A 25,313-nucleotide genomic window follows, 5' to 3' on the forward strand; every position below is an offset into this window, starting at 1 on the left:
TCCCGATGCTGTAAGCGGGCATCATGACCGTCCATTTCATCGGCGCCGGGCCGGGCGCCGCCGACCTCATCACCGTGCGCGGCCGCGACCGGATCGCCGCCTGCCCCGTCTGCCTGTATGCGGGCTCGCTGGTGGCGCCCGAGATCCTGTCGTGGTGCCCCGACGGCGCACGCATCGTCGACACCGCGCCGCTCGATCTCGATGCGATCATGGACGAGATCGAGCGGGCGCACGCCGCCGGCCAGGACGTGGCGCGGCTGCATTCCGGCGACCTCTCGGTCTGGAGCGCGCTGGCCGAGCAGACCCGCCGGCTCGACGCGCTGGGCATTCCCTACACCGTCACGCCGGGCGTCCCCTCCTTCGCCGCCGCCGCCGCCCTGCTGCGGCGCGAGTTGACGGTGCCGGGGCTGACGCAATCGGTGGTGCTCACCCGCACCTCGGGCCGGGCGAGCCCTATGCCGGAGCGCGAACAGCTCTCGGCCTTCGCGGCCACCGGCGCGACCCTGGCGCTGCATCTCTCGATCCACGTGGTCGAGCCGACCTGCGCCGGTCTCGTCCCGTTCTACGGGCCGGATTGTCCCGCCGCGGTGGTGTTCCGCGCGACCTGGCCCGACGAGCGGGTGCTGACCGGGACGCTGACGACCCTCCCTGCCTGCGTCCAAGCCGAGAAGATCGAGCGCACCGCCCTGATCCTGGTGGGGCCGGCGCTCGACCCGTCGGATTTCCGCGAGAGCGCGCTCTACGCCCCCGATTACGACCGCCGCTTCCGCCCCCGCGGCGCTGTCGGTGCCCCTGGCGCACCATCGGACGAGGCCGCATCGTGACCCCCGCCCCCGGCCTCCTCGTCGCGGCGCCGCGCTCCGGCTCCGGCAAGACCACGGTGACGCTCGCGCTGATGCGAGCCTTGCGCCGCCGCGGCGTGGCGATCCGCGGCGCGAAATGCGGGCCGGACTACATCGACCCCGCCTTCCACGAGGCGGCGACGGGCCTGCCCAGCCTCAACCTCGACAGCTTTGCCATGCCCGACGCGCTGCTCGACGCCTGCGCCGGACTGAGTGCGGGCGAGGCCGATCTCGTCATCGCCGAAGGCTCGATGGGCCTGCATGACGGCATCGTCGCGGGCGAGGGCCGCACCGGCGCCAACGCCGACATCGCCGCGCGCTACGGCTGGCCGGTGGTTCTGGTGCTCGACGTGTCGGGTGCCGCGCAATCGGCGGCGGCCGTGGCGCTCGGCTGCGCGGCCTACGATTCGCGGATCCGGATCGCGGGCGTGATTCTGAACAAGGTCGCGAGCCCGCGCCACCGCCGCCTCGTCGAGGCAGGGCTGTCGCGAGTGGGCCTGCCGGTGCTCGGCGCCTTCCCGCGCGAGGCGAGCCTCGTCCTGCCCGAGCGCCATCTCGGCCTCGTCCAGGCCGGCGAGACCGCCGATCTCTACGCCCGCCTCGACCGGCTCGCCGATCTCGCGGAAACCGCCCTCGACCTCGACGCGATTCTTGCCGTGGCCGGCGGGCACGCCCCCGTTGCCACCGACGGCCTGCCGAAGCCGCCGGCGCAGCGGATCGCGGTGGCGCGGGATGCCGCCTTCTCGTTCCTCTATCCGCACATGCTGGCCGGCTGGCGCGCGGCCGGCGCCGAGATCGTGCCGTTCTCGCCGCTGGCCGATGAGGCGCCGGGGGCCGATTGCGACGCTTGCTGGCTGCCCGGCGGCTACCCCGAACTGCATGCGGGCCGGCTCGCAGCAGCGCAAAGCTTCCTCAGCGGCTTACGCGACTTCGCGCAGACGCGGCCGGTCCATGGCGAGTGCGGCGGCTACATGGTTCTGGGCGAGAGCCTGGAGGATGCGGACGGGCTCACCCATCCGATGTGCGGGCTGCTGCCGGTCGCGACCTCGTATCGGCGGCGCAAGCTCCATCTCGGCTACCGTGTCGCGCATCTCCTCGACGACGGGCTGCTCGGCACCGCCGGCACGCGCCTCGTCGGGCACGAGTTCCACTATGCGAGCGAACTCACGCCGGCCCCGGGTGATGAAATTGCGCTGGCGCGGGTGACGGATGCGGAAGGGGTGCCGCTCGGCCTTGCCGGCCATCGCCGGGGCCGCGTCACGGGCAGCTTCTTCCACCTGATCGCCGGGACGGCCGAAGCGTGATGCGCCTCTCGGCCCTCGTTTCGACCCGCATTCTTTCGACGAACCGGTGACCCCGTCGTCGGAAAGCGCTCAAGCGGCGATGCCGGCATCGCCGCCCCGTCGAAGCATGGATCGCACGGAACCCGTATCATCCCGTCCGAACGTCGGCAGAGAGCGCTTGGGGTGATGCGCTCTTCGACGTCGAGGCGATGCCGGTTCGGCGAGGGAGGGCACAGGGCAAGCCATGTCCGCGGCAAACCGTCCGCGACAGGCCGCCCCGATGCCTTCAGGTCGGACGCGTCTCGATGGCGTCGACGACGACTTCCGGGTCTTTCTTACGGCCGAGGCGGGCGGCGCTGCGCACGATCGCCAGAACCTCGCGGCGCATCTGATCGTCCTCGATCGTCGCGAAGGCCCGCAGCAGATCGACGGCCCCGTGCGCGCGCAGGAAGCCGAACACCTCGGTCTGCTCCTGGGCGGCGGCGCCATCGCCTTCCTCGAAGAAGGCGGAGACCGGGACCTCGAGCAGCCGGGCGATCTCGCGCAGGCGCCCGGCGCCAACGCGATTCTGGCCCTTCTCGTATTTCTGAACCTGCTGGAAGGTCACACCCACCGCGGTCCCGAGCGCGGTCTGGCTCAAGCCGCGTGCCTTGCGCAGCGCGGTGATCCGGAGCCCGACGAGGCGGTCGACATCGGTTGTCTGTTTCGGCATCATCTTACGGCACGGTCCCTGTTCGATGTCGCGGACCGACCCAAGGACCTTAGGTCGGCAGCGCTTGAGCCTTTGCCAGCGTCTTCGGTCATCTCGAAACGCTTCTACTACCGGGTCAGGTCAGACAGATGCGTTTTAGAGGCAGCCGTATCGCAGTGGTTTAGCCTAGCTGCAGCATCACCATGAAGTGCATACACAATGCAAGAGCCTACCTGTTGCCAGATGAAAGTTTTCGGTTTTCCGGCAAGTTTCTGTTCACCGAACGTTCCTGCGGCAAAAACGGCAACTCCATCCGGAGTTTGGTGGGATTTCTCACGAATTCGCTGAGGTAGGCCCCTGCAAACCACAGGCGGTGCGGCGGGGCCTGTCTCAGCCTATGAGCGAGACTACGTAGAGTCATCATATTCGAGCGGTCGTGTTGGGCCGGCTCGCTCAGATCGGGAGCGTCACGGCATGTTCATCGCAATGAACCGGTTCAAGGTCGTCAAAGAATCGGCTGAGGATTTCGAGCAGGTCTGGCTCGGACGCGACAGTCATCTCGGCGAGATGGAAGGCTTCGTGGAGTTCCACATGCTCAAGGGGCCGGAGGCCGAGGACCACATCCTCTACGCCTCGCACACGGTCTGGCGCTCGCGTGCCGATTTCGAGGCGTGGACCCGCTCGGAACAGTTCCGCAAGGCGCATGGCCGGGTGCCCGGCACCAAGCCGCTCTATCTCGGCCACCCGCAATTCGAGGGCTTCGAGTCGATCCAGACCCTGGCCCGGCCGCAGAACGAGCAGGCTGCCTGACCGCCTGCCCCGAAAGCCTCGTCCCGGATATCGGATCCCGGGCGAGGCACCCCTGCGTTGCCCTCGTCCGGTGTTCTAACAATCGACCGAGGGCGTCGCGAGGCGATGCCCCGGGCGGATGCGCACGCCCCCAGCCCCGGCCCGGCCCGGCCCGGCTAAGGCGCTACCGCAGCCGCGGCAGGAACACCGCCATCAGCCCGAGCGCGGGGAGGAAGGCGCATAGATCGTAGACCCGCTCGATGCCGACATGATCGGCCATCTCCCCGAGCAGCGCGGCGCCGAGGCCGCCCATGCCGAAGGCGAAGCCGAAGAACAGCCCGCCGACGAGCCCGATCCGGCCCGGCAACAATTCCTGTGCATAGACCAGGATCGCCGGCATGGCGGACGCCAGAATCAGTCCGATCGGCACCGACAGAATCACCGTCCAGAGCAGACTCACGTGCGGCAAGGCGAGCGAGAACGGCAGCACGCCGAGAATCGAGATCCAGATCACGAGCTTGCGCCCGAATCGGTCACCGATGGGGCCGCCGAGAATCGTCCCCGCCGCCACCGCTCCGAGGAAGACGAACAGGTAGACCTGTGCGAGCGCCACCGGCACGCCGAACCGGTGAATCAAGTAGAACGTGTAGTAAGACGAAAAACTCGCCATATAGAAGTATTTGGAGAAGATCAGCCCCAGCAGGATCGCGATCGTCGCCACGATCCGCACCCGGCTGAGGCGGCCGGAGGCGGCGCCCGTGCTTTTCCCTGCGGTTCGCGGCGTCGTGGCGAGCCGCTGCGCGTACCAGCGGCCGACCGTGCCGAGCACGAGGATGCCGGCGAGCGCGGCGAGGCAGAACCACGCGACGCTGCCCTGGCCGCGCGGCACCACGACGAAGGCGGCGAGCAACGGCCCGAGTGCCGTGCCGGCATTGCCGCCGACCTGGAACACCGACTGCGCCAGACCGTAGCGGCCGCCGGAGGCGAGCCGCGCCACCCGGCTCGCCTCAGGATGGAAGATGGCGGAGCCGAGCCCGATCAGCGCCGCGGCGGCGAGCAGGGCCCCGTAGGCCGACGCCACCGACAACAGGGCGAGCCCGGCCAGCGATAGCACCATGCCGATGGCCAGCGAGTAGGGCAGCGGGCGCCGGTCGGTGTAGAGGCCGACCGCCGGCTGGAGCAGCGAAGCCGTGCCCTGGAACACGAAGGTGATGAGGCCGATCTGCCCGAAATCGAGGTGGAAGCCTGCCTTGAGTAGGGGATAGAGCGCCGGCAGAAGCGACTGCACGAGATCGTTGAGGAGATGCGAGAGGCTGAGGCCCAGGAGCACGGCCAGGGCCGGGGAGGCTTGTCCGCGCGTTTGGGACGGTGCCGTCACGGCGACTTCCGGCGGACCGGGCAATCCCGGATTCTCAATCGCTTCGGCTCTCATGCCGCACTCCGTCCGGAGGGCGCTCCGCACCGATGACCGGACGGCCCTCCCGCATTGCTTTGTTCAAGAAATAAGCGCTGATCTTTCAAGGCCTCGCACCGCGATGCCACCGATTCTCTCGTAGAAAACGCGTCTTTCGTTTCACACCGGCCTCCGATCGCATCCAACGGGATCGATCGGGGGCCGGTCTGCGTTCGGCCCGCGCACCGCGACGGGTCCAGCCCGCCGGAGGATCGGTCCAGGGACCGCTCATCCGGAGGGCCGGGCTTTCGTCCGCTGGCTCGTATCTCAGTCCCGTTTGGCCCGAGCAATGGCACCGGCATGCATCCGGTGCGCGGCTTGCGCGGGGAGCCGCAGAACCGGGCGCGGCGGCCGAAAACGTCCCGCGTCGGGACACTTCACCGCCCCAGGGCAGCACAGCGCGGGACATATGTTTCACGAGCGCCCCCCTCAGCAGTACCAGCGGCTGCCCGGCGACGGGGTAAGCCGCTCCGTCTGGGCCTCGCTTCTGCCGAGGCGGCGGCGCATGGCCCTGCGCGTGGGCATCTCGGCCTCGCTGCTGGCGGCCGATCTCGTGGCGATCTTCGCGGTCGGCTTCGCGGCGGACGTGGCCTACCACGCCTATATCGGCGACGGGGAGCTGATCCCGCTCACGAACAGCATGAACCTTCAGACGGCCGGCTTCCTGTCTCTGATCTTCGTGCTGACCAATCTCGCCCGCGGCGAGTACAGCATCGAGCGCTGCCTGTCGCAGACGCCGCATCTGCAGCGCCGGGCGACGCTCTGGCTCATGGCCTGGGCGGTCGCCCTGCTGGTCGGCTTCGCGACGAAGACGACTCAGGACTTCTCCCGCGTCGCCTCGGTCGCCTTCTTCCTCGCCGGCCTGCCCGTGACGATCCTCGTCCGCGCGGGGACGGTGGCCATGGTACGCCGCAGCAGCACCTCCGGCTCGCCCTCCGCCAGCCGCGTCCACCTCGTCGGCTACGAGGAGGACGTGACGAACTTCTACGCCAACAACGATGTCGAGGCGCTGGGATTACGCATCGTCGGGACGAGCTACCTGCGCCGTCCCGAGCCCGCCTCCGGCACCGGGAACGCGGAGACCTTGCTCGCCGAGGATCTCGACCTCGCGGTCTCGGTGGTGCGGTTCCTGCGGCCCGACGACGTGTTCGTGCTGGTGCCGTGGTCGGAGCCCGCCGACATCGAGCGCTGCATCGACGCCTTCCTGCGGGTGCCGGCGGCCCTGCACCTGCGGCCCGGCACGATGATGGACCGCTTCCCCGACCTGCAGGTCGCTCGGGTCGGCCGACTGTCTGGCATCAATATCGGCCGCCGCCCGCTCTCGGTCGGCGAGATCCTGCTCAAGCGCGCCTTCGACGTGACGCTGGCCGGGATCGGGCTGCTGCTGCTCGCGCCGCTCTTCGTCGCGCTCGCCGTGCTGATCAAGCTCGACAGCCCCGGCCCGGTCTTCTTCCGGCAGCGGCGCTACGGCTTCAACCAGGAGGCCTTCGGCGTCTTCAAGTTCCGCAGCATGAAGGCTGCCCCCGACGCCCCCTTCCGGCAGGCCTCGCGCAACGACGAGCGCATCACCCGGATCGGCGCCCTGCTGCGCCGGACCAACCTCGACGAGCTGCCGCAGCTCCTGAACGTGATCCGGGGCGACATGTCGCTCGTCGGCCCCCGCCCGCACGCGCTGGCGCATGACCGCAGCTTCGAGCGCCGCATCGCCCTCTACGCCCGCCGCCACAACGTGAAGCCGGGCATCACCGGCTGGGCGCAGGTGAACGGCTTTCGCGGCGAGACGCTGACCGACGCGGCGATGGAGAGCCGCGTCCAGGCCGATCTGCACTACATCGACAACTGGTCGCTCTGGCTCGACATCACGATCCTGTTCCGGACGATCGCCTCGCCGCGCGCCTACCGCAACGCGTGCTGACCGCTACGCGCGGCTCGCCTCGTCCGGCAGCGCGTCCCCGCGCCCGCGGCAGGCGCCGCACTCCCCCTCGACCTCCAGAATCCGGCTCGTCGGGGTGAAGCCGGCCCCGGCCAGCGTCTGGTCGAGGGCGCTCTCGACCGCCGGGGCGGTCATCTCGTCGATGCCGCCGCAGGTGCGGCAGATCAGGAAGACAAGGCCCACCCCCGCGCCGTGCTCGTGCCCGCACGAGACGAAGGCGTTGCGGCTGGAGATGCGGTGGACGAAGCCCTGCTCGGTGAGGAAATCGAGCGCGCGGTAGACCGACACCGCCGCGACCCGGCGCCCGGGGGCGCTCATCCGCTCGGCGATGTCGTAGGCGCCGAGCGGCTTGTGCTCCGCCGCCACCGCCGCGAGCACGTCCCGCCGCAGCCGCGTGAATTGCAAGGCGCGCGCCTGGCAGAGCCGCTCCGCCCGCTCGATCACGTCCTCGACCGAGACGGCATGCCCACCGCAGGCGGACGCGCCATGACCGTGATGGTCGTGCACGTGCCCGTCGCCGTGGTTGCCGTCGCCTTGGCCCTCGCCTTGGCCGTGCTGCTGCTGCGCGTGACCGCGCATCCCGACCTCCCCGGTCTCGGCGCCCGGTGTCGCCGCTTATCATCGCCGCTTGTATCGACACTCGGCACGGGCCGATTGAACTCGGTCCATGTTACAGTGTATCAGCCCGACCAAGATAGGCGTCCGGCTGCAATCGGGCAACGAGGCGGGCAACGGCGCGGGCCGCGATAGTCCCGGCCTCCGCGACACCGCCCGCGCCGGTCCATCCTCGGAGATCCCATGACCCGTGCCGGCGGGACCGTCCGCCTCCCGCGCCGCTCGCTGTTCCGCAGCGGAGTCGGCCCTCGTCTCGCGGCCGCCCTCATCCTGTCGAGCCTGCTCTGGGCCGTGATCCTGTGGGCCAAATCGTGAGCGGCGAGGCCGCGCGCGCCGGCGCGATCCGATTCCAGGGCCTGACGCTCGGCTACGACCGGCATCCGGCGGTTCACCATCTCGACGGCACCATCGCGCCCGGCGACCTGCTCGCCGTGGTCGGGCCGAACGGCGCGGGCAAGTCGACCCTGCTGAAGGGCATCGTCGGCGAGATCCGCCCGCTCGACGGAAGCGTCGAGGCGGGGCCGCGCTCCGGCGCCATCGCCTACCTGCCGCAGGCCGCCGAGATCGACCGCAGCTTCCCCTTGAGCGTCCTCGACCTCGTGGCGATGGGGCTGTGGCGCCCGCTCGGTGCGTGGCGCAGCCTCATCCGCCAGCGGAGCCGCCTGGTCGAGGCGCTCGCGGCGGTCGGGCTCAATGGCTTCGAGGACCGGCCGATCGGCACCCTTTCCGGCGGCCAGTTCCAACGCGCCCTGTTCGCCCGGCTGATCCTGCAGGATGCACGGATCATCCTGCTCGACGAGCCCTTCACCGGCATCGACGAGCGCACCACCGCCGACCTGCTCACCCTGATCCGCGGCTGGCACCGCGAGGGCCGCACCGTGGTCGCGGCCCTGCACGACCTTGCCCAGGTGCGCGCGCATTTCGCCTCGACCCTCGTTCTCGCCCGCCGGCCCATCGCCTGGGGGCCGACGCGCGAGGTGCTGACGCCGCCGGTGCTGGCCCGTGCGCTGCGCCTGTCGGAGGCCTGGGACGAGGCCGCCGCGATCTGCCGCCATGAGGCGCACGAGCATGACGCGCACGAGGCGCATCACGAGAGCGGCGGCTCCGCGCAGACGCACGGCCATGCCCCGCACGACCACAACCACGATCATCATGAGCCCGGCCATCATGATCACGACCATGGCCGCGCGCATCACGGGGCCGTCTCGTGACGTTTGCCGATTGTCTTGATTTCCTGATCGGCCCCTTCGTCGAGTTCGGCTTCATGCGCCGGGCGCTGGCCGGGTGCCTCGCGCTGTCGCTGTCGGCGCCGCCGCTCGGCGTCTTCCTGATGCTGCGTCGGATGAGCCTGATGAGCGAGGCGATGAGCCACGCCATCCTCCCCGGCGCCGCCGCCGGCTTCCTCGTCGCCGGGCTGTCGCTGCCGGCGATGACGCTGGGCGGGCTGGTGGCCGGGCTCGCGGTGGCGCTGGCCGCCGGGCTCGTCACCCGCTCGACCGTGCTGAAGGAGGATGCGAGTCTGGCCGCCTTCTACCTGATCTCGCTCGCGGGCGGGGTGTTCCTCGTATCGCTGCGCGGTTCGCAGGTCGATCTGCTGCACATTCTGTTCGGCACCGTGCTGGCGCTCGACGACGACGCGCTCACGCTGCTCGGCGGCATTGCGAGCCTGACGCTGGTCGCGCTCGCCCTGCTCTACCGCCCGCTGGTGATCGAGTGCGTCGATCCGCTGTTCCTGCGCACGGTCAGCCGCGCCGGCGGCCCGGTGCACTCGGCCTTCCTCGCGCTCGTGGTGGTCAACCTCGTCGGCGGCTTCCAGGCGCTCGGCACGCTGCTGGCGGTCGGCCTGATGCTGCTGCCGGCGATCACCGCCCGGTTCTGGGCCGCCGACCTGTCGGGCCTGATCCCCGTGGCGATGCTGGTCTCGATGATCTCCAGCGTGACCGGCCTGCTGGTTTCCTACCACGCCGGCATCCGGCTCCCGACGGGACCGGCGATCGTGCTGGCGGCGGGCGCGCTCTACCTCGTCTCGATGCTGATCGGCCCCCGCGGCGGCCTGATCCACCGCCTCGTCCGGCGGCGTCACCTGGAGGCGTGAGGCGAAACGCTTCGGGGTGCCGAGCTGTTCGGCGAGGTCGCGGCCTTGGATCGATTCCGCCTCACCTCGACGGAAGGATGTGCCCCGCAGCGCGAAGCCATCGACGGGATGCGTGACCGGGCTTGAACGGGCTACCGTGGCGCCGGCAACACATCGTTCACCATTCCAACGCGTGGGTCGATCCCGAGGCTTTACACAGAACAAAACAGGAACAAAGATCACTCCATCAACAGGGAGTGGAAGCGATGACCAAGCGTGTGCTCTTCACCAGCCTCGTCGAGTTCACCGCCTTTGGCCTGCTCTTCGGAGCGGTCGCGCTCTGGGCGGTAGCCTTGGCGCCGATCCATTAAAGGTCCGCGCTCGAACGCGGTTTGTTCCGGCGTCGGCTGCGTTGCTCACAGGAAAAGGTGGCGGACAGGCGGTTTCCGCCCGCCTCGCCCATCCGTTCGGCGTCAAACTCGAAGAACGGTGGATATCGCCTGCGGTGCGGCGCCTTGGTGACAGACTCGGAAGGCATGGAGCGGCGATCTTAGCGGGCTCCGAGCAGGGTCCTCCATGGCGCGCACACTCAAAGAGGTCGGCTTCGTCCACCTCCATGTCCACTCGTCCTACTCGCTGCTCGAAGGCGGCGTGAAGGCGGGTGATCTCGTCAAGGCGGCCGCGGCCGACCGGCAGCCCGCGCTCGCGCTCACCGACACCAACAACCTGTTCGGGGCGCTGGAATTCTCCGAATACGCCGCCAAGGCGGGGATCCAGCCGATCGCGGGCCTGCAGCTCACGATCTGCTTCGAGGCGCCGGACCCGATGGCGCGCCTGCCCCAGGCCGGCTGCGCCAACATCGTGCTGCTCGCTCAAGACGAGACCGGCTACGGCAACCTTCTGCGTCTGGGCAGCCGGGCGCATTTCGATGGTCCGCTCGGCGCCGCGCCCAACCTCGCCGTCTCGGCGCTGGAGGGCAACGTCGAGGGGCTGATCGGTCTCACCGGCGGGCTCTCGGGGCCGCTCGATACCAGCCTACGTGCCGGCCGCGTCGATCAGGCCGCGCGCCGCCTGGAGATCCTGAAAGGGGCGTTCGGCGAGGAGCACCTCTACGTCGAGATCCAGCGCCACGGCCTCGACGACGAGCGCGCCGTCGAGCGCGAATTGCTGCGGCTCGCTGATACGAACGGTCTCGGCATCGTCGCCACCAACGAGCCGTTCTTCGCCAAGCCCGGCGATTACGACGCGCACGACGCGCTGCTCGCCATCGCGGAGGGCCGCCTCGTCTCCGACGAGCGCCGCCGCCGGCTCACCCCGCGCCACGCCTTCACCACGCGCGCCGCGATGATGGAGCTGTTCCGCGATCTGCCGGACGCGCTCTCGGCCTCCGTCGAGATCGCCATGCGCTGTTCTTACCGGGCGCGCACCCGCAAACCCATTCTGCCGAACTTCGCCAGCGTCGCCGCGGGCGAGGCGCCGCCCATGGCCGACGCACTGGCCGAGGCCGCCGAGACGCCGGTTCAGGCGGTGGCCGCCGACGAGCCGACCGAGCTGTGCCGGCAGGCCGAGGCCGGGCTGGAGCTGCGCTTGAAGCAGCACGGCACCGCGCCGGGCTTCACGGAGGAGGATTATCGCGCGCGGCTGAAGTTCGAGCTCGACGTCATCGTCAAGATGAAGTTCCCGGGCTACTTCCTGATCGTCTCGGACTTCATCAAGTGGGCCAAGGACCACGACATCCCCGTGGGACCGGGCCGCGGCTCGGGCGCAGGCTCGCTGGTGGCGTGGTCGCTCCTCATCACCGACCTCGACCCGCTGCGCTTCGGTCTGCTGTTCGAGCGCTTCCTCAACCCCGAACGCGTCTCGATGCCGGACTTCGACATCGACTTCTGCGTCGAGGGCCGCGAACGGGTGATCCGCTACGTGCAGCAGCGCTACGGCGAGCGGCAGGTCGGGCAGATCATCACCTTCGGTACGTTGCTCGCCCGCGGCGTGCTGCGCGACGTCGGCCGCGTGCTGGAAATGCCCTACGGGCAGGTCGACAAGCTGACCAAGCTCGTACCGCAGAACCCGGCCAACCCCGTGACGCTGGCGCAAGCCATCGAGGGCGAGCCCAAGCTGCAGCAGGCGATCGAAGAGGAGCCGATCGTCGCCCGCCTCATCGAGATCTCGAAGAAGCTGGAGGGCCTGCACCGCCACGCCTCGACCCACGCCGCCGGCGTGGTGATCGGCGACCGGCCGCTCGAAGAACTGGTGCCGCTCTACCGAGACCCGAAGACGGGCATGCGGGTGACCCAGTTCAATATGAAGTGGGTCGAGCAGGCCGGCCTGGTGAAGTTCGACTTCCTCGGCCTCAAGACCCTGACGATGCTGCGGTGCTGCACGGATCTGCTCAAGCAGCGCGGCATCGAGGTCGATCTCGCTCAGATCCCGCTCGACGACAAGAAGACCTACGAGCCGATGGGCCGCGGCGAGACCGTCGCGGTGTTCCAGGTGGAATCCGCCGGCATGCGCAAGGCGCTCTGCGAGATGCAGGCCGACCGCCTGGAGGACATCATCGCGCTGGTGGCGCTCTACCGGCCGGGCCCGATGGCCAACATCCCGGTCTATTGCGAGCGCAAGCTCGGGCGTGACGCCGGCAACGAGGCGAGCTGGTACTCGCACCCGATGCTGGAGCCGATCCTGAAGGAGACCTTCGGGATCATCGTCTACCAAGAGCAGGTGATGGAGGTCGCCAAGGTTCTCGCCGGCTACACGCTGGGCGAGGCCGACATGCTCCGCCGCGCCATGGGTAAGAAGATTAAGGCGGAGATGGACGCCCAGCGCGACCGCTTCGTGAAGGGCTGCACCGAAAACGGCCTAACCAAGGCCAAGGCCGACGAGATCTTCGACCTGCTCGCCAAGTTCGCGGACTACGGCTTCAACAAGTCCCACGCGGCCGCCTACGCGCTGGTGACCTACCAGACCGCCTATCTGAAGGCGAACCATCCGGTCGAGTTCCTGGCCGCGGCCATGACGCTCGACATCGACAACACCGACAAGCTCGCCGAATTCCGCCAGGACGCGCAGCGCCTGAAGATCACGGTCGAGCCGCCGTCCGTGAACACCTCGGGCGTGGTGTTCGACGTGCGGGAGGGGCGCATCCTCTACGCGCTCGCCGCGATCAAGGGCGTCGGCCGCTCGGCGGTGGAGTCGATCGTCGCCGCGCGCGGCGACAAGCCGTTCAAGGACCTCGCCTGCTTCGCCCGGCGCTTGAACCCGCGCCACGTCAACAAGCGCACGCTGGAAAACCTGATTGCGGCCGGCGCGCTGGACTGCATCGAACCGGACCGGGCACGCGCCTGGGCCGCGGTCGAGCCGATGATGAAGATGGCCCAGGGCGCGGCCGAGGCCGAGACCTCGGGCATCACCGACATGTTCGGCGGCGTCGCCTCGGTGGATGTGGCTCTACGCATCCCGCCGCACGAGTTCTGGACCCACACCGACAAGCTCAAGCGCGAATGCGACGCCATCGGCTTCTTCCTCTCGGGCCATCCGCTCGACGAGTACGGGCCGATCCTCGAAAAGCTGCGAGTCCAGTCCTGGGCCGATTTCTGCCGGGCGGTGCGGGCGGGCACGGCCAGCGTCGGGCGGATCGCCGCCTCGGTGCTCGACCGCTCGGAGCGGCGCACCAAGAGCGGCAACAAGCTCGGCATCGTCATCCTCTCGGACCAGACCGGCCACTTCGAGGCGATCATCTTCTCCGAGGGGCTGAACCAGTACCGCGACATCCTCGAGCCCGGCCGGCCGCTGGTGCTGACGATCCAGGCCAACCTGGAGGGCGAGGACGTGCGCGCCCGCATCACCACCGCCGAGCCCCTCGATCAGGCGGCCGCCCGCCACCAGAAGGGCATGCGCATCTTCCTGCGCGACGACCGCGCCTTGAGTTCGGTGCAGCAGCGCCTGACCCTGCGCGGCGAAGGCGAGGTCTCGCTGATCCTCATCCTCGACGGCGGCGAGCGCGAGGTCGAGGTGCGGCTGAAGGATCGCTACCAGGCGACCCCGCAGGTCGCGGGTGCGCTGCGTGCCGTGCCGGGGGTGGTGCAGGTGGAGGTGAACTGAGTGTCTCTCACAAGACGCCCGCTGCACCGCCCTGCCCCGAGGGAAGACGATCGGTGATCGGGCGTTTCGTGAGGCATTCCGAGCGGGATCGGCTGCAATCTGCCGGTAACCAATCCAATGATGTCCGCCGGATAGTGGCGTTGCAGGGCCTTTCGTGCCTCACCGCCGCCACAGCTCGGTGATTCTGCCAAGGTATGGTTCGTCCGAACTCAAGGTAACGGGCGTGGGCTCCGATGGTTGGGGCTCGCCCGGTGCCGCGCAACGGCCGAAGCCCTGTAATTGCCGCGGCGCCGCGTGAGGCCGCCGCCTGATGGAGTGTGGAATGACCGGACACGGTTTGAGAATGGTCGCCGCCGCCGCCCTGATGGGGCTGGCCGGCACGGCGCAGGCGGCGCAGTGCGGCAACAATGCCGCCGGCTTCGAAGCCTGGAAGGACGAGTTCGCCGCCGAGGCCAAGGGCCGGGCGAGCCCGGCCTCGCTCGCGGCGCTCGCCAACACCTCTTATTCCACCGCGACCATCTCGGCAGATCGCGGCCAGAAGAGCTTCAAGCTCTCGCTCGACCAGTTCCTGGCCAAGCGCGGCGGCAACACCATCGTCTCCCGCGGGCGCGCCCTCAAAGCGCAGAACGCGGCGCTCTTCGCCTCGATCGAGCAGCGCTACGGCGTGCCGCCGGGCCCGCTGCTGGCGATCTGGGGCATGGAGACCGGCTTCGGTGCGGTGAAGGGCAACGTCAACACCCTCTCGGCGGTGGCCACGCTGGCCTACGATTGCCGCCGCTCGGCCTACTTCACCGATCAGCTCTACGCGGCGCTCAAGCTGGTCGATAGCGGCGTCCTGACCCCGGCGACCCGGGGTGCTGCCCATGGCGAAGTCGGCCACACCCAGTTCCTGCCCAAGAACGTCCTGACCTACGGCGTCGGCGGCAGCCTCGACAGCGCGCCGGTCGCGCTGAACTCCACCGCCAACTTCCTGAAGGGCCACGGTTGGCAGCGCGGTGCGGGCTACCAGCCCGGCGAGCCGAACTTCGCCGCGATCCAGGGCTGGAACGCGGCCGGCGTCTACCAGCGCGCCATCGCGCTCCTCGGCGCGCGGATCGACGGGCAGTAGTCCGCTTCGCAGTTCCGTCAGGGCGAGCGGAGCGAAGCCGTCCAGCCGCGGCGTGCCCGATCCGGCACGCTCGCGCCATGGATTGCTTACACCTCGCCTCGCAATGACGGAGGAGAGACTACGCGCAGGCCGCGCGCCGCTCCCGCAGGCGCTCGGCCACGAGCGCCTGGAGCGACCACAGGTGCCGGTCGTGGATGCCGAGCCGGGCGCAGGCCTCCACGGTGCGCAACAGATACTCGGCGCTCGGGCCGAGATGCCCGCAGGCCGTTGCGATCTTGTCCGCGATCTCCGCATCCGAGAGGCGGCCGGTGTAGCGGTCGCTCTGCCGGTTCACCATGAAGGTCAGCGCCGTGACCGGCCCGGCTTCCGTCTCCACCGTGACCCAGCGGCCCTCGTAGCCCTTGCCCTTCATCTCCCGCCGCCAGACCGGCATCAGGATGGCGTGCGGGTCGGCATCGTCCAGGCGGAAGGCGACGCCGCGGCAGATCCCGCCCCGGTCGAGCCCCAGCACGAAGCCAGGATTCTCCGGCGTGCCGCGAAAGCGCCGCTGCAACAGGCAGAACCGGCGGTGCCAGCCCCGCAGCGTGCCGAGCCGCTGCTCGGTGAAGGCGAATTCCGGGTTCCACAGCAGCGAGCCGTAGGCGAACACCCACAGCCCGCCCTCGGGGGAAGCGCGGCGCGCCAGCATCGCCGCGAGTTCGGGCGCAAGGTCAGCGTCCGAGAGCAGCGTCAGTGCGGTCTCATCATCGGGGACGGTGTCGGGATGGGCACGGGCGATGAGGTCGCGGGAAAGCGACAGGGGACGGGAAGCCATTGCGCTTGAGCGGATCACTTTTGGGGGCGTGAGCGCAACCCCGGTGCCACCGCCTGTTCGGTCGTCTCCCAACGGCCCTCATGCTGAGGTGCCGCGCCAGCAGCCTCGAAGCACGCCGCGACGCTTCAGCTGAACCGGCTCCGTGGGATCGGCCGTTCCGGCATGCTTTGAGGCCGAGCTGTCGCTCGGCACCTCGGCAGGAGGCGCGATGAGTTCGCCCATGCGGCACAGGTTGACAATCGTCTCAGCTGACGGGCGAATCCAGCTCCGCAAACGGCTCGCTACGGTGCCCCTCGCAGGTCTCCTCCTCGTCGCGCAGGACGGTGAGCGCCCCGGCCTCCTCCCGCAGCACGAGCTTGGGCCGCTCCGGCTTGCCGAAGGTGCGTCCGCTCATCCGGGTCGAGACGCAGTAGAGCCGACGGCTGCCATCCTCGAACGGGCCGGCGATCCGGCTATGCGCGAACCGCACCGGGATCAGCGAGACCGAGCCGAAGGCGACCTGACGCAGGACCAGCGCGGCGATCCGCTCGCGGACCGTGCCGGTTGAGGCGGCGGGCGAAGGCGGGGCGGCGGTCGCGGTGCAGCCGCCGACCGCGAGGACCATCGCCAGCACCACCCCGCCGCGCCGCCCGACCATCGCCGAATCTCCCTTTGCGGGAAAAGCGTAGCGGTTTCGATCAGGGCGGGAAATGGATTCGCGATCGCCACCCGATTTCGGCGTGCAAAGCAGTCCCGCTCCGGCATCGGAATGATTATCTCTCTCCCATGCAATGGATCGACGATGGCCTGGTGATCGGCCTGCGCAAGCACGGCGAGACTGGGGTCGTGCTCGAACTGATGACGCCGGAGCACGGGCGCCATCTCGGGCTCGTCCATGGCGGGCGCTCGCGGCGGATGCAGCCGATGCTCCAGCCCGGCAACACGCTTCGCGCGACGTGGCGGGCGCGGCTCGACGGGGCGCTCGGGGCCTACGCGGTCGAGCCGCTGACCCTGAACGCCTCGCGCCTGATGGATTCGGGTCTCGCGCTCTACGGTGTCGCGCATCTCTCGGCGCTGCTGCGGCTCCTGCCCGAGCGCGATCCGCATCCGGCGCTCTACGAGGCGGCGCAGATCCTGATCGCCCATCTCGACGATCCCGAGATCGCCCCCGCGCTGATGGTGCGGTTCGAACTGGCGCTGCTCGCCGGGCTCGGCTTCGGCCTCGATCTCTCACATTGCGCCGCGACGGGCGCCAACGACGCCCTGGTCTACGTCTCGCCCAAAAGCGGGCGCGCGGTCAGCGCCTCGGCGGGCGAGCCTTTCCGCGATCGCCTGCTGCCGCTTCCACCCTTCCTGCGCGACCGCGACCAGCCCGGCAGCGGCTGGCGCACGCCTGACACCCACGACGTTCGGGAGGGGTTTACCTTGACGGGGTATTTCCTCGATCAGCATGTCTGGCGCCCGCGGGCGCAAGACACGCCGGAGGAACGCGCACGATTCGTCGCACTCGGCACTGGCCAGAGTTGACCGTGTTCGTGTTATGTTCCGGTGGGTTTCGAGAGGCGCCGTGACCCGTCGGGACGGGGAGCGGTGGCGGACGCCGACGCAGGGTCGGCGCCCGGACTGAACTGACGATGTGGAGTGAGTGATGGGCCAGCCCGTCCTGCCGCCGCCGAGCGACGGCATCGAGAGCGTCGAGCTGAAGACGGCGCTGGAGGAGCGCTACTATGCCTATGCGCTCTCCACGATCATGCAGCGCGCGCTGCCCGATGCCCGCGACGGGCTGAAACCTGTGCACCGGCGCATCCTCTACGGCATGCGCCTGCTGCGGCTCGACCCGACCTCGGCCTTCAAGAAGTGCGCGAAGATCGTCGGCGACGTGATGGGTGACTTCCACCCGCACGGCGACCAAGCGATCTACGACGCGCTGGTGCGCCTCTCCCAGGATTTCGCCCAGCGCTACCCTCTGGTCGATGGCCAGGGCAATTTCGGTAACATCGACGGCGACGGTCCGGCGGCCTACCGCTACACCGAGGCGCGGCTGACGGAAGTCGCCCGCCTGCTGCTCGACGGGATCGACGAGGACACGGTCGATTTCCGCGCCTCCTATAACGGCGAGAAGGAGGAGCCGATCGTCCTGCCGGCGGCCTTCCCGAACCTGCTCGCCAATGGCAGCCAGGGCATCGCGGTCGGCATGGCGACCTCGATCCCGCCGCACAACGCCGCCGAACTCTGCGACGCGGCGCTCTACCTGATCCAGAACCGCGAGGCGACGTCCGAGCAGCTCTGCACCTTCGTGCAAGGGCCGGACTTTCCCACCGGCGGCATCCTGATCGACTCAGCCGAGTCCATCCGAGAGGCCTACCGCACCGGACGCGGCGGGTTCCGCGTGCGGGCGCGCTGGGCCAAGGAGGATCTCGGCCGCGGCACCTGGAACATCGTCGTCACCGAGATTCCCTACGGCGTGCCGAAGGCCCGCCTCATCGAGAAGCTCGCCGACCTGCTCCAAGAGAAGAAGCTGCCGCTGCTCGCCGACGTGCGCGACGAATCGGCGGAGGATGTGCGTGTCGTGCTGGAGCCGCGCTCGCGCTCGGTCGATCCGGTGATGCTGATGGAGTCGCTGTTCCGGCTCTCCGAGCTGGAATCGCGGATTCCGCTGAATCTCAACGTGCTCGTCGGCGGCGTCGTGCCCCGGGTCATCGGTCTCGCCGAGTGCCTGCGCGAGTGGGTCGATCACCGCCGCGTCGTGCTCCAGCGACGCTCGAGCTACCGCCTCGGCCAGATCGAGCGCCGCCTCGAAATCCTCGGCGGCCTGCTCATCGTCTATCTCGACCTCGACGAGGTGATCCGCATCATCCGTGAGGAGGACGAGCCGAAGGCCGCCCTGATGGCGCGGTTCGAACTCACCGAGGTCCAGGCCAACGCGATCCTCGACACCCGCCTGCGCTCCCTGCGCAAGCTCGAAGAGATGGAGCTGAAGCGCGAGTTCGAGGCGCTGACCGCGGAGAAGGAGGGGATCGAGGGATTGCTCGCCTCCGAGAAGCTCCAGTGGACCGAGATCACCAAGCAGATCCGCGCGGTGAAGAAGACCTTCGGGCCCGAGACCAAGCTGGGCCGCCGCCGCACCACCCTTGAGAACCCGCCCGACACCGCCGGCATCGACTTCACCGCCGCCATGGTCGAGCGCGAGCCGATCACGGTGATCCTGTCCGAGAAGGGCTGGATCCGCGCCTTAAAGGGGCACGTCGCCGATCTCTCGGGCGTCACCTTCAAGGGTGACGACACCCTCAAGGTCGCCTTCCTCAGCGAGACCACAGCAAAAATCCTGCTGCTCGCCTCGAACGGCAAGGTCTTCACCATCGAGGCCTCGAAGCTGCCCGGCGGGCGCGGCTTCGGCGATCCGGTGCGGCTGATGGTCGATCTCGACGACGGCACCGAGATCGTCGCGGCGTTGCCCTACAAGCCGGAGAGCAAGCTGCTCGTCGGCGGCTCGGACGGGCGCGGCTTCATCGCGCCCTCCGACGCGCTGGTCGCCAACACCCGGAAGGGCAAGGCGATCCTCGGCCTCGACGAGGGGACGCGCGCGGTGCTGCTGGTGCCGGCCGAGGGCGACCACGTCGCCGTCTGCTCATCCGACAAGCTGATGCTGGTCTTCCCGGCTTCCGAAGTCACAGAACTCGGCCGCGGCAAGGGCGTGCGCCTGCAGCGCTGCCGCCAGAGCCAGCTTGCGGATGCCTGCGTCTTCACGCTGGCGGAAGGTCTGCCCTGGCGCGACGGCTCGGGTCAGGCGCGGCTGGCCAATGCGGGCATGCTGGAGAAGTGGATGGGCCACCGGTCCGATGCCGGCACGCTGATGACCCGTAGCTTCCCGAAGTTCGAGCGGTTCGGGAAGTAGTTTTTGGGACTTTCGGGCGGTGCCCTATGGGGCGCCGCTCGGCAAGCTCGATCGAACCGAAAGTGGTTCGACGCCGTTAGCGGCGACGGAACTGCTGGCCGCCGCGCTGGGGCGGACGCGGACCGGAACGCTCGTCCTTGTGACGGAACACGAGGCGGCCCTTCTCTAGATCGTAGGGCGACATCTCGACGGTGACGCGGTCGCCGGCCAGGGTCTTGATGCGGTTCTTCTTCATCTTGCCGGCCGTGTAGGCGACGATCTCGTGACCCTGGTCGAGCTGCACGCGGTAGCGCGCGTCCGGCAGGATCTCGACGACCAAGCCGTCGAACTGCATCAATTCCTCTTTTGCCATACATCTATCTCCGGCCGGGCTGCCTGCACGGGGCGCTCCGGCAAAATCAAAAAATCGGTCTATCGTGCGAAACGCGCGGCGCTGCGGGTCCGATCCGCTCGGGACGAGAGGCGTCAGCGATGCCGGGCGTCGGGTGCCTTTCGCGAAACTCCCGGATCGGGGAGTCCTCCCTCCGGCCGGACAAGCGGCACGACGGGTGTTTCGCGAAGGGCACCAATCCTGCGACTTAAGCGTCGGACGCGGTTTGTGCAAGAATATCCGCCACGCAAGGTCCGCTTAACCTCAACGCCGGGTGGAATTTTGCGGCCTCCGCCGGCTCATGGCGTGACGTCGTTGCCGGCAAAGTCGAGCCGTCCGTCGGGAAGCCGGCGCCATGCGCTGACCGAGAACGGCGGCTTCACGAGATCGCCGCCTGCGTCGAACGCCACCTCGCCGAGCACCGTACGCACGGTGGCGCCGCCATGCAGGAAGGCCGCGACCTTGGCCGGCTTGTCCGAGCGCGCGCCCTCGATCCCCTGCCGCACGACCTCGACCGCCGCGTAGGCCGCGCCTGCGAACATCTCGGCCTCCGCACTCCGCGGCGTCTTGGCGCCCCTCGGCTCGGGCAGGCGGGGCGGCGCGGGCGCCACCGTCATCAGCGTGCCCTCGGCGCCGGGAACCTGCGAAAAGTCCCTGTCGAGCAGCCCGTCGCTGCCGATCACCTGCGTCGACAGGCCAGCCTCGCGCATCGCCCGGATCAGCGCTCCGGCCGGGGCCGACAGACCGCCGAAATAGATCGCCTCGATCTCGAGCGCCCGCAGCTTGGCGACGAGCGCCGCGACCTCGCGGTCGTCGCGCGAGACGCCCTCGAACAGGCGCTCCTGCCCGCCGCGGGCCTTGAGGGCGCGGGCGGCCTCGTCGGCGAGCCCGCGACCAAAGCTGGTCTTGTCGTGGACGATGGCGACCGGCTTGCCGCGGAACCGCTCGGCGAGCAGCGTGCCGCCGAGCACGCCCTGCTGCGCGTCGCTGCCCGCGAGGCGGAACAGCAGGCCGGCGCCGCGGCGGGTCAGCGGGGCCCAAGTCGCACCAGGGGTGATCGAGACGACGCCGGCCTCCTCGTAGACCGAACTGGCCGCGGCGGCGGCGCCCGAGGTCAGCGGGCCGATGACGAAGCGCACGCCGCTGCCGGCGAACTTGCGCGCGACCGCCACCGCCTGTTTCGGGTCGGCGGCATCGTCCTGCACCACGAGCTGGAGCTTGCGCCCCATCACCCCGCCGGCGCGATTGATCTCGGCGACCGCCTGCTCGGCGCCGAGCCGCGCGCCCTGGCCGAACCCGGCATCCGGCCCGCTCAACGGCGCGGCGAGCCCGATTTTCAGCGGCTCGGCAGCGCCGACGGGGCCTGCGAGCGTCAGGGCGAGAAAGGTTGCCAACGCGCTCCGCTTCGACACACCAAGCTCCCATCCGGCCGCTGGAAAATCCTCGGACCTTGATGAAGTCCGCCCGATGGCGTTGCAAGCGCCACGGTTGGCCGCATTGCGGAACGCGCTGACAGGCCTACCTCTCCCATGACGGAACGGTCGGGGGCGGCGGAACCGGTATTTTCAGGACGTGAACCCCATGCTCTCCACCGAGGACAACATCCTGCGCGCCGCCGAGGGCTGGCGACGTGAGGGCCGCGCGGTCGTGCTCGCCACCGTGATCGAGACCTGGGGCTCGGCGCCGCGCCCGGTCGGCAGCCATCTCGTCATCGACGGTGACAGCCGCTTCCTCGGCTCGGTCTCCGGCGGCTGCGTAGAGGGCGAGGTCATCACCGAAGCGCTCGACGTGATCGAGGACGGGCGCCCGCGCACCCTGGAATTCGGCGTCGCCGATGAGACCGCGTGGCGGGCCGGCCTCTCCTGCGGCGGCCGCATCCGCGTCTTCGTCGAACGCATCGACTGATTTTCTTCAAACCTCCGCCGCTCCCATCAAGAGCGGCGGCCCGTTTCGCATCGAGCGACCAATTCCATGCGCCTCGACACCCTGTCGGCCCTCAACGCGGAGCGCGCGGCGCGCCGCCCGGCCCTGATCGTCACCAATCCCGCGGATGGAGGCCAGCGCCTCGTGCGCGCGGCCGAGATCGACGCCGACCCGCTTGCCCCCCTGCTGCGCGAGCGCCTGCGCAGCGGCCGCAGCGGCCTCGATGAGGGGCCGGACGGGCGCCCGGTCTTCGTCGCCGTCCACGCCCCGCCGGTGCGCTTCGTCGTCATCGGCGCCGTGCACATTTCTCAGGCGCTGGTGCCGCTCGCGAGCCAGCTCGGTCTCGACCTCACGGTGATCGATCCACGCACGGCCTTCGCCAGCCCGGAGCGGTTCCCCGGCGTGCGCCTGATCGCCGAATGGCCGGACAAGGCGCTCGACGAGATCGGTCCCCTCGACGCCTATACGGCTTTGGCCGCGCTCACCCACGATCCGAAGATCGACGATCCCGCCCTCGTCGCGGCCCTGCGGGCGGACTGCGCCTATATCGGCGCGCTGGGCTCGCGAAAGACCCATGCCCGTCGCGTCGAGCGGCTGCAGGCGGCGGGGTTCGACGCGGCGGCGATCGGCCGGATCCACGCGCCGATCGGGCTCGACATCGGCGCAGTCTCGCCCGCCGAGATCGCGCTGTCGATCCTCGCCCAGGTCGTCGCGACACTGCGCCAGGATCGCATCAAAGACCCCATCAAGGGCCCCGACGCGGCGGCGGGACGCTGAGCCCATGCAGTTCGGACCTGTAGCGACCCGCGACAGCGCGGGGCTCATCGCCGCCCATACCGTGCGCGCCGAGGGCGCGAGCCTGAAGAAGGGCCGGCCGATCCCCGCCGAGGAGGCCCTGCGGCTCGCTGAATCCGGCATCCCCGAGATTCTGGCCGTCCGGCTCGATCCCGGCGATGTCGGCGAGGATGCGGCAGCAGCTCGCCTCGCCCAGCATCTCGCCGGGGCGGGCCTGCGCGCTGAGGCTCCGTTCACCGGGCGCTGCAATTTGTTCGCGCAAGCCGCGGGCCTGTTCGTGGTCGAGCCGGCCGGAATCGACGCCGTCAACGCCGTAGACGAGGCGATCACGGTGGCGACCCTGCCGGCCTTCCGGCCGGTGGCGGCGGGCGAGATGGTCGCGACGGTGAAGATCATCCCCTACGCGGTCGCCGCCGCGCCGCTGGAGCGGGCCCTCGCCGCCGCCGACGCGCCGCCGATGCGGCTCGCGCCCTATCGTCTTGAGCGGGTCGGCGTCGTCTCGACCCTGCTGCCCGGCCTGAAGCCGGCAACCGTCGCCAAGACCCTGCGCGTTCTCGCCGACCGGCTCGCACCGACGGGGGCGCGGATCGTCGCCGAGACCCGCGTGCGGCACGAGGCCGGCGCGGTCGCGGGCGCCATCGCCGGGGCGGCGGCGGAGGGGGCGGAGCTGGTCGTGGTGTTCGGCGCCTCGGCCATCGCCGATCGGCGCGATGTGATCCCCGCCGGGCTGGAGGCGGCGGGCGGCCGGGTCGAGCAGTTCGGCATGCCGGTCGATCCCGGCAACCTGCTGCTGCTCGGCGCCCTTGGCGCCGTGCCGGTGATCGGCGCGCCGGGCTGTGCCCGCTCGCCCAAGGAGAACGGCTTCGACTTCGTCCTACACCGCCTGCTCGCGGGCCTCCCCGTGACCCGGGCCGATATCGTGCGCCTCGGCGTCGGCGGCCTGCTCACCGAGATCCCCCTGCGCGGCCAACCGAGATCGGGCGGTGACGGGGTCTGAGCCGCGCATCGGCGCGGTGATCCTCGCCGCCGGCCTCGGCTCCCGCTTCGGGCAGGCCGCGAAGATGCTCGCGCCCTATGCAGGCCGGCCGATGGTGCGCCGTGCTGCCGAAGCCGCCCTGGCCTCGCGCGCCGGGCCGGTCGTCGCGGTGCTCGGCGCCCATGCCGAGGCGGTGCGGGCCGCCCTGGCCAGGCTCGAATTGAGGCTGGTCGAGAACCCCGACCCCGCCGCCGGCCTCTCGACCTCGCTGCGTCTCGGCCTCGCCGCCCTGCCGCCGAAGACCGAGGCGGCGGTGGTGCTGCTCGGCGACATGCCGCGGATCGGGCCGGCGCATATCGATGCGCTGATCGCAGCCTATACCGAAGCGACGCCACGCCCCTCGGCCGTGGTGCCGGTGAGCGATGGGCGCCGCGGCAACCCGGTGCTGCTCGACCTTGCCCGCCTCGGTGCCGACCTCGCCGCGCTGACCGGCGACCACGGCGCGGGGCCGATCCTGAAGCGGCGCGGCGACGTACTGGAGCTGCCGGCCGATCCGGCGGTGATCTTCGACGTCGACACCCCGGAGGCATTGGGAGGCTGAGGCCTCAGCTCTTCTCTCATCTCAGCTCTTGCGCGCCTCGCGCTTCGCCTCCGTCCGGCAGCGGTCGGAGCAGTAGCGCACCTCGTCCCAGACCCGCTCCCACTTCTTGCGCCACGCGAAGGGACGGCCGCACTGGACGCACATCTTCTGAGGGAGATCGCCCTTACGGCGCATCGGCGGCATCGAGTCAGCGCCCGATCTGCCCGGCCTCGTTGAGCGGCACCTGGCTCCAGCGGGTGAACTGCACGTAGCCGTCGCGGGCGGCCACCACGACCTGGCGGCGGTAGCGGTGCACCACGGTACCGGGGGCGTGGCGGTGGGCCTCCTGCCAGCCGTCGGCGGCGGCGACGAAGATGCGGGCGTTGCCGAGCCGGGCGATGGTCTCGATCGTGCCGAAGGCGCGCACGCGGCGCAGCACCGCGGCGACGTCCTTGTGGAAGTCGAGGGTGCGGTCGGCGTCGTTCACCCGCGGCCAATAGGAACCGTCGCCCTGCGGTTCCGCCTTGCGCCAGCGCTCGGCCAGATCCTTCCCGATCGGCCCGAGGGCGAGGCGGCGGGCCGCCATCTGGCACTTGGTGAGCAGCGTCTCGTGGGTCTCGTCACCGTCGAGGGGGAAGACGTCCTGGGCAAGGATGTCGCCGGTGTCGAAGCCCTGCTCGGCGAGCACGTGGGCGGTGACGCCCCAGTTCTCGTAGCCATCGAGAACCGCCTTGAAGAGCGGATAGGGGCCCCGTCCCGTCGGCAGCGGCGAGGGGTGGAGGTTCAGGGCATAGCGCACGCGCCCGTGCCAGCCCCGCACGAGCCAGGGATAACCGGAGACGACGAGGACCACGTCGCGGCCGTGCTCGTGCGCGAGCCGCTCGATGTCGTCGGGCAGCATTCGCGAGAGCTGGATCGGGATGCGGTGGCGCCGGGCCTGGGCCACCACGAGCTCGTTGTGATCGTAGATGCCGTCGCAGGGCCGGGTGAACAGCTTCACCGGCGTCCAGCCGGCTTCGATCAGCCCGTCGAACACGCCGCCGAGGAAGTCGATGCCGGCAAAGGCGAATTTCATGGGCAGAGGCGTCCCGTGGC

24 protein-coding genes are annotated in these 25,313 nt (G+C 69.9%); 15 read left to right on the forward strand and 9 right to left on the reverse strand.

The window, feature by feature from the left end; translation table 11 throughout:
* Positions 1-23 precede the first annotated feature (23 nt).
* Positions 24-824, forward strand: coding sequence for a precorrin-4 C(11)-methyltransferase (gene cobM / locus MSPGM_RS04605; RefSeq protein WP_003600441.1), 801 nt, complete (start codon positions 24-26; stop codon positions 822-824).
* A complete protein-coding gene (locus MSPGM_RS04610) occupies positions 821-2,146 on the forward strand; it encodes a cobyrinate a,c-diamide synthase (RefSeq protein WP_003600442.1) in 1,326 nt (441 codons plus the stop codon). Before cobM ends, MSPGM_RS04610 begins: the two co-directional genes overlap by 4 nt.
* Before the next feature lie 265 nt (positions 2,147-2,411).
* Here MSPGM_RS04610 and MSPGM_RS04615 read toward each other — a convergent pair whose 3' ends face one another.
* Entirely contained in the window at positions 2,412-2,840 is a 429-nt protein-coding gene (locus MSPGM_RS04615) for a helix-turn-helix domain-containing protein (protein WP_261926178.1), read from the reverse strand.
* A gap of 450 nt (positions 2,841-3,290) precedes the next feature.
* Here MSPGM_RS04615 and MSPGM_RS04620 point away from each other — a divergent pair, with 450 nt between their 5' ends.
* On the forward strand, positions 3,291-3,626 hold the full coding sequence (locus MSPGM_RS04620) for an antibiotic biosynthesis monooxygenase family protein (RefSeq protein WP_003600446.1): 336 nt from the start codon (positions 3,291-3,293) through the stop codon (positions 3,624-3,626).
* A gap of 163 nt (positions 3,627-3,789) precedes the next feature.
* Here MSPGM_RS04620 and MSPGM_RS04625 read toward each other — a convergent pair whose 3' ends face one another.
* A complete protein-coding gene (locus tag MSPGM_RS04625) occupies positions 3,790-5,037 on the reverse strand; it encodes an MFS transporter (protein ID WP_003600447.1) in 1,248 nt (415 codons plus the stop codon).
* A 430-nt stretch (positions 5,038-5,467) separates the two neighbouring features.
* On the opposite strand from MSPGM_RS04625, the gene MSPGM_RS04630 reads away from it, so the two are divergent.
* Positions 5,468-6,973: a sugar transferase gene (locus MSPGM_RS04630; protein WP_012752213.1), complete on the forward strand. Its 1,506-nt coding sequence runs from the start codon at positions 5,468-5,470 to the stop codon at positions 6,971-6,973.
* A gap of 3 nt (positions 6,974-6,976) precedes the next feature.
* Here the strand turns inward: MSPGM_RS04630 and MSPGM_RS04635 are convergent, their stop codons facing one another.
* Complete coding sequence (locus MSPGM_RS04635; RefSeq protein WP_003600449.1) at positions 6,977-7,570, reverse strand: Fur family transcriptional regulator; 594 nt, start codon at positions 7,568-7,570, stop codon at positions 6,977-6,979.
* Between the two features lie 219 nt (positions 7,571-7,789).
* On the opposite strand from MSPGM_RS04635, the gene MSPGM_RS04640 reads away from it, so the two are divergent.
* The 5 genes from MSPGM_RS04640 (at position 7,790) to MSPGM_RS04660 (ending at position 14,886) form a co-directional block, all read left to right on the forward strand.
* Positions 7,790-7,921 (forward strand): hypothetical protein, encoded by a 132-nt coding sequence (locus MSPGM_RS04640; RefSeq protein ID WP_003600450.1) that lies wholly within the window; start codon positions 7,790-7,792, stop codon positions 7,919-7,921.
* Complete coding sequence (locus tag MSPGM_RS04645) at positions 7,918-8,817, forward strand: metal ABC transporter ATP-binding protein (RefSeq protein ID WP_003600451.1); 900 nt, start codon at positions 7,918-7,920, stop codon at positions 8,815-8,817. The genes MSPGM_RS04640 and MSPGM_RS04645 overlap by 4 nt, the downstream gene beginning before the upstream one ends.
* Positions 8,814-9,701, forward strand: coding sequence for a metal ABC transporter permease (locus tag MSPGM_RS04650; RefSeq protein WP_003600452.1), 888 nt, complete (start codon positions 8,814-8,816; stop codon positions 9,699-9,701). The genes MSPGM_RS04645 and MSPGM_RS04650 overlap by 4 nt, the downstream gene beginning before the upstream one ends.
* 555 nt (positions 9,702-10,256) lie before the next feature.
* The gene (dnaE, locus tag MSPGM_RS04655) at positions 10,257-13,778 is read left to right on the forward strand and encodes a DNA polymerase III subunit alpha (protein ID WP_003600454.1); all 3,522 of its coding nucleotides are present in this window, start codon (positions 10,257-10,259) and stop codon (positions 13,776-13,778) included.
* 322 nt (positions 13,779-14,100) lie between these two features.
* Positions 14,101-14,886: a lytic transglycosylase domain-containing protein gene (locus MSPGM_RS04660; protein ID WP_043707287.1), complete on the forward strand. Its 786-nt coding sequence runs from the start codon at positions 14,101-14,103 to the stop codon at positions 14,884-14,886.
* 118 nt (positions 14,887-15,004) lie between these two features.
* Here MSPGM_RS04660 and MSPGM_RS04665 read toward each other — a convergent pair whose 3' ends face one another.
* Both MSPGM_RS04665 and MSPGM_RS04670 read right to left on the reverse strand, forming a co-directional pair.
* Positions 15,005-15,700: a gamma-glutamylcyclotransferase gene (locus MSPGM_RS04665; protein ID WP_003600459.1), complete on the reverse strand. Its 696-nt coding sequence runs from the start codon at positions 15,698-15,700 to the stop codon at positions 15,005-15,007.
* A gap of 244 nt (positions 15,701-15,944) precedes the next feature.
* Positions 15,945-16,337: a hypothetical protein gene (locus tag MSPGM_RS04670; protein ID WP_003600460.1), complete on the reverse strand. Its 393-nt coding sequence runs from the start codon at positions 16,335-16,337 to the stop codon at positions 15,945-15,947.
* A 128-nt stretch (positions 16,338-16,465) separates the two neighbouring features.
* Between MSPGM_RS04670 and recO the strand changes: the two genes are divergently transcribed.
* Positions 16,466-17,206, forward strand: coding sequence for a DNA repair protein RecO (gene recO, locus MSPGM_RS04675; RefSeq protein ID WP_003600461.1), 741 nt, complete (start codon positions 16,466-16,468; stop codon positions 17,204-17,206).
* A gap of 121 nt (positions 17,207-17,327) precedes the next feature.
* On the forward strand, positions 17,328-19,574 hold the full coding sequence (parC, locus tag MSPGM_RS04680; protein WP_003600462.1) for a DNA topoisomerase IV subunit A: 2,247 nt from the start codon (positions 17,328-17,330) through the stop codon (positions 19,572-19,574).
* Between the two features lie 76 nt (positions 19,575-19,650).
* Here parC and infA read toward each other — a convergent pair whose 3' ends face one another.
* Both infA and MSPGM_RS04690 read right to left on the reverse strand, forming a co-directional pair.
* The gene (gene infA, locus MSPGM_RS04685) at positions 19,651-19,926 is read right to left on the reverse strand and encodes a translation initiation factor IF-1 (protein ID WP_003600463.1); all 276 of its coding nucleotides are present in this window, start codon (positions 19,924-19,926) and stop codon (positions 19,651-19,653) included.
* A gap of 317 nt (positions 19,927-20,243) precedes the next feature.
* On the reverse strand, positions 20,244-21,356 hold the full coding sequence (locus MSPGM_RS04690; RefSeq protein ID WP_003600464.1) for a branched-chain amino acid ABC transporter substrate-binding protein: 1,113 nt from the start codon (positions 21,354-21,356) through the stop codon (positions 20,244-20,246).
* Positions 21,357-21,525: 169 nt separating this feature from the next.
* Between MSPGM_RS04690 and MSPGM_RS04695 the strand changes: the two genes are divergently transcribed.
* The 4 genes from MSPGM_RS04695 to MSPGM_RS04710 all read left to right on the forward strand — a co-directional run bounded on the left by MSPGM_RS04695 (position 21,526) and on the right by MSPGM_RS04710 (position 24,239).
* Complete coding sequence (locus tag MSPGM_RS04695; protein WP_261926179.1) at positions 21,526-21,849, forward strand: XdhC family protein; 324 nt, start codon at positions 21,526-21,528, stop codon at positions 21,847-21,849.
* A 66-nt stretch (positions 21,850-21,915) separates the two neighbouring features.
* The gene (locus MSPGM_RS04700; RefSeq protein WP_003600466.1) at positions 21,916-22,644 is read left to right on the forward strand and encodes an XdhC family protein; all 729 of its coding nucleotides are present in this window, start codon (positions 21,916-21,918) and stop codon (positions 22,642-22,644) included.
* A 4-nt stretch (positions 22,645-22,648) separates the two neighbouring features.
* On the forward strand, positions 22,649-23,659 hold the full coding sequence (locus MSPGM_RS04705; protein ID WP_012752219.1) for a molybdopterin-binding protein: 1,011 nt from the start codon (positions 22,649-22,651) through the stop codon (positions 23,657-23,659).
* On the forward strand, positions 23,646-24,239 hold the full coding sequence (locus MSPGM_RS04710) for an NTP transferase domain-containing protein (protein ID WP_209687950.1): 594 nt from the start codon (positions 23,646-23,648) through the stop codon (positions 24,237-24,239). Before MSPGM_RS04705 ends, MSPGM_RS04710 begins: the two co-directional genes overlap by 14 nt.
* Positions 24,240-24,260: 21 nt before the next feature.
* On the opposite strand, the gene MSPGM_RS04715 is transcribed toward MSPGM_RS04710, so the two are convergent.
* Positions 24,261-24,422: a DUF2256 domain-containing protein gene (locus tag MSPGM_RS04715; RefSeq protein ID WP_003598158.1), complete on the reverse strand. Its 162-nt coding sequence runs from the start codon at positions 24,420-24,422 to the stop codon at positions 24,261-24,263.
* 4 nt (positions 24,423-24,426) lie between these two features.
* Positions 24,427-25,293 carry a methionyl-tRNA formyltransferase gene (locus tag MSPGM_RS04720; protein ID WP_003598159.1) on the reverse strand — a complete coding sequence of 289 codons (867 nt, stop codon included), beginning with the start codon at positions 25,291-25,293 and terminating at the stop codon, positions 24,427-24,429.
* Between the last annotated feature and the right edge of the window lie 20 nt (positions 25,294-25,313).

This window comes from Methylorubrum sp. GM97 (assembly GCF_024347855.1).
GTDB classification, from domain to species: domain Bacteria; phylum Pseudomonadota; class Alphaproteobacteria; order Rhizobiales; family Beijerinckiaceae; genus Methylobacterium; species Methylobacterium extorquens.

Excerpts from the sequence above, each read along its gene's own strand:
- cobM (WP_003600441.1), top strand. The coding sequence starts at position 24 with ATGACCGTCCATTTCATCGGCGCCGGGCCGGGCGCCGCCGACCTCATC.
- MSPGM_RS04615 (WP_261926178.1), bottom strand. The coding sequence starts at position 2,840 with ATGATGCCGAAACAGACAACCGATGTCGACCGCCTCGTCGGGCTCCGG.
- MSPGM_RS04620 (WP_003600446.1), top strand. The coding sequence starts at position 3,291 with ATGTTCATCGCAATGAACCGGTTCAAGGTCGTCAAAGAATCGGCTGAG.
- MSPGM_RS04625 (WP_003600447.1), bottom strand. The coding sequence starts at position 5,037 with ATGAGAGCCGAAGCGATTGAGAATCCGGGATTGCCCGGTCCGCCGGAA.
- MSPGM_RS04630 (WP_012752213.1), top strand. The coding sequence starts at position 5,468 with ATGTTTCACGAGCGCCCCCCTCAGCAGTACCAGCGGCTGCCCGGCGAC.
- MSPGM_RS04635 (WP_003600449.1), bottom strand. The coding sequence starts at position 7,570 with ATGCGCGGTCACGCGCAGCAGCAGCACGGCCAAGGCGAGGGCCAAGGC.
- MSPGM_RS04640 (WP_003600450.1), top strand. The coding sequence starts at position 7,790 with ATGACCCGTGCCGGCGGGACCGTCCGCCTCCCGCGCCGCTCGCTGTTC.
- dnaE (WP_003600454.1), top strand. The coding sequence starts at position 10,257 with ATGGCGCGCACACTCAAAGAGGTCGGCTTCGTCCACCTCCATGTCCAC.
- MSPGM_RS04660 (WP_043707287.1), top strand. The coding sequence starts at position 14,101 with ATGACCGGACACGGTTTGAGAATGGTCGCCGCCGCCGCCCTGATGGGG.
- MSPGM_RS04665 (WP_003600459.1), bottom strand. The coding sequence starts at position 15,700 with ATGGCTTCCCGTCCCCTGTCGCTTTCCCGCGACCTCATCGCCCGTGCC.
- MSPGM_RS04670 (WP_003600460.1), bottom strand. The coding sequence starts at position 16,337 with ATGGTCGGGCGGCGCGGCGGGGTGGTGCTGGCGATGGTCCTCGCGGTC.
- recO (WP_003600461.1), top strand. The coding sequence starts at position 16,466 with ATGCAATGGATCGACGATGGCCTGGTGATCGGCCTGCGCAAGCACGGC.
- parC (WP_003600462.1), top strand. The coding sequence starts at position 17,328 with ATGGGCCAGCCCGTCCTGCCGCCGCCGAGCGACGGCATCGAGAGCGTC.
- infA (WP_003600463.1), bottom strand. The coding sequence starts at position 19,926 with ATGGCAAAAGAGGAATTGATGCAGTTCGACGGCTTGGTCGTCGAGATC.
- MSPGM_RS04695 (WP_261926179.1), top strand. The coding sequence starts at position 21,526 with ATGCTCTCCACCGAGGACAACATCCTGCGCGCCGCCGAGGGCTGGCGA.
- MSPGM_RS04700 (WP_003600466.1), top strand. The coding sequence starts at position 21,916 with ATGCGCCTCGACACCCTGTCGGCCCTCAACGCGGAGCGCGCGGCGCGC.
- MSPGM_RS04705 (WP_012752219.1), top strand. The coding sequence starts at position 22,649 with ATGCAGTTCGGACCTGTAGCGACCCGCGACAGCGCGGGGCTCATCGCC.
- MSPGM_RS04715 (WP_003598158.1), bottom strand. The coding sequence starts at position 24,422 with ATGCCGCCGATGCGCCGTAAGGGCGATCTCCCTCAGAAGATGTGCGTC.
- MSPGM_RS04720 (WP_003598159.1), bottom strand. The coding sequence starts at position 25,293 with ATGAAATTCGCCTTTGCCGGCATCGACTTCCTCGGCGGCGTGTTCGAC.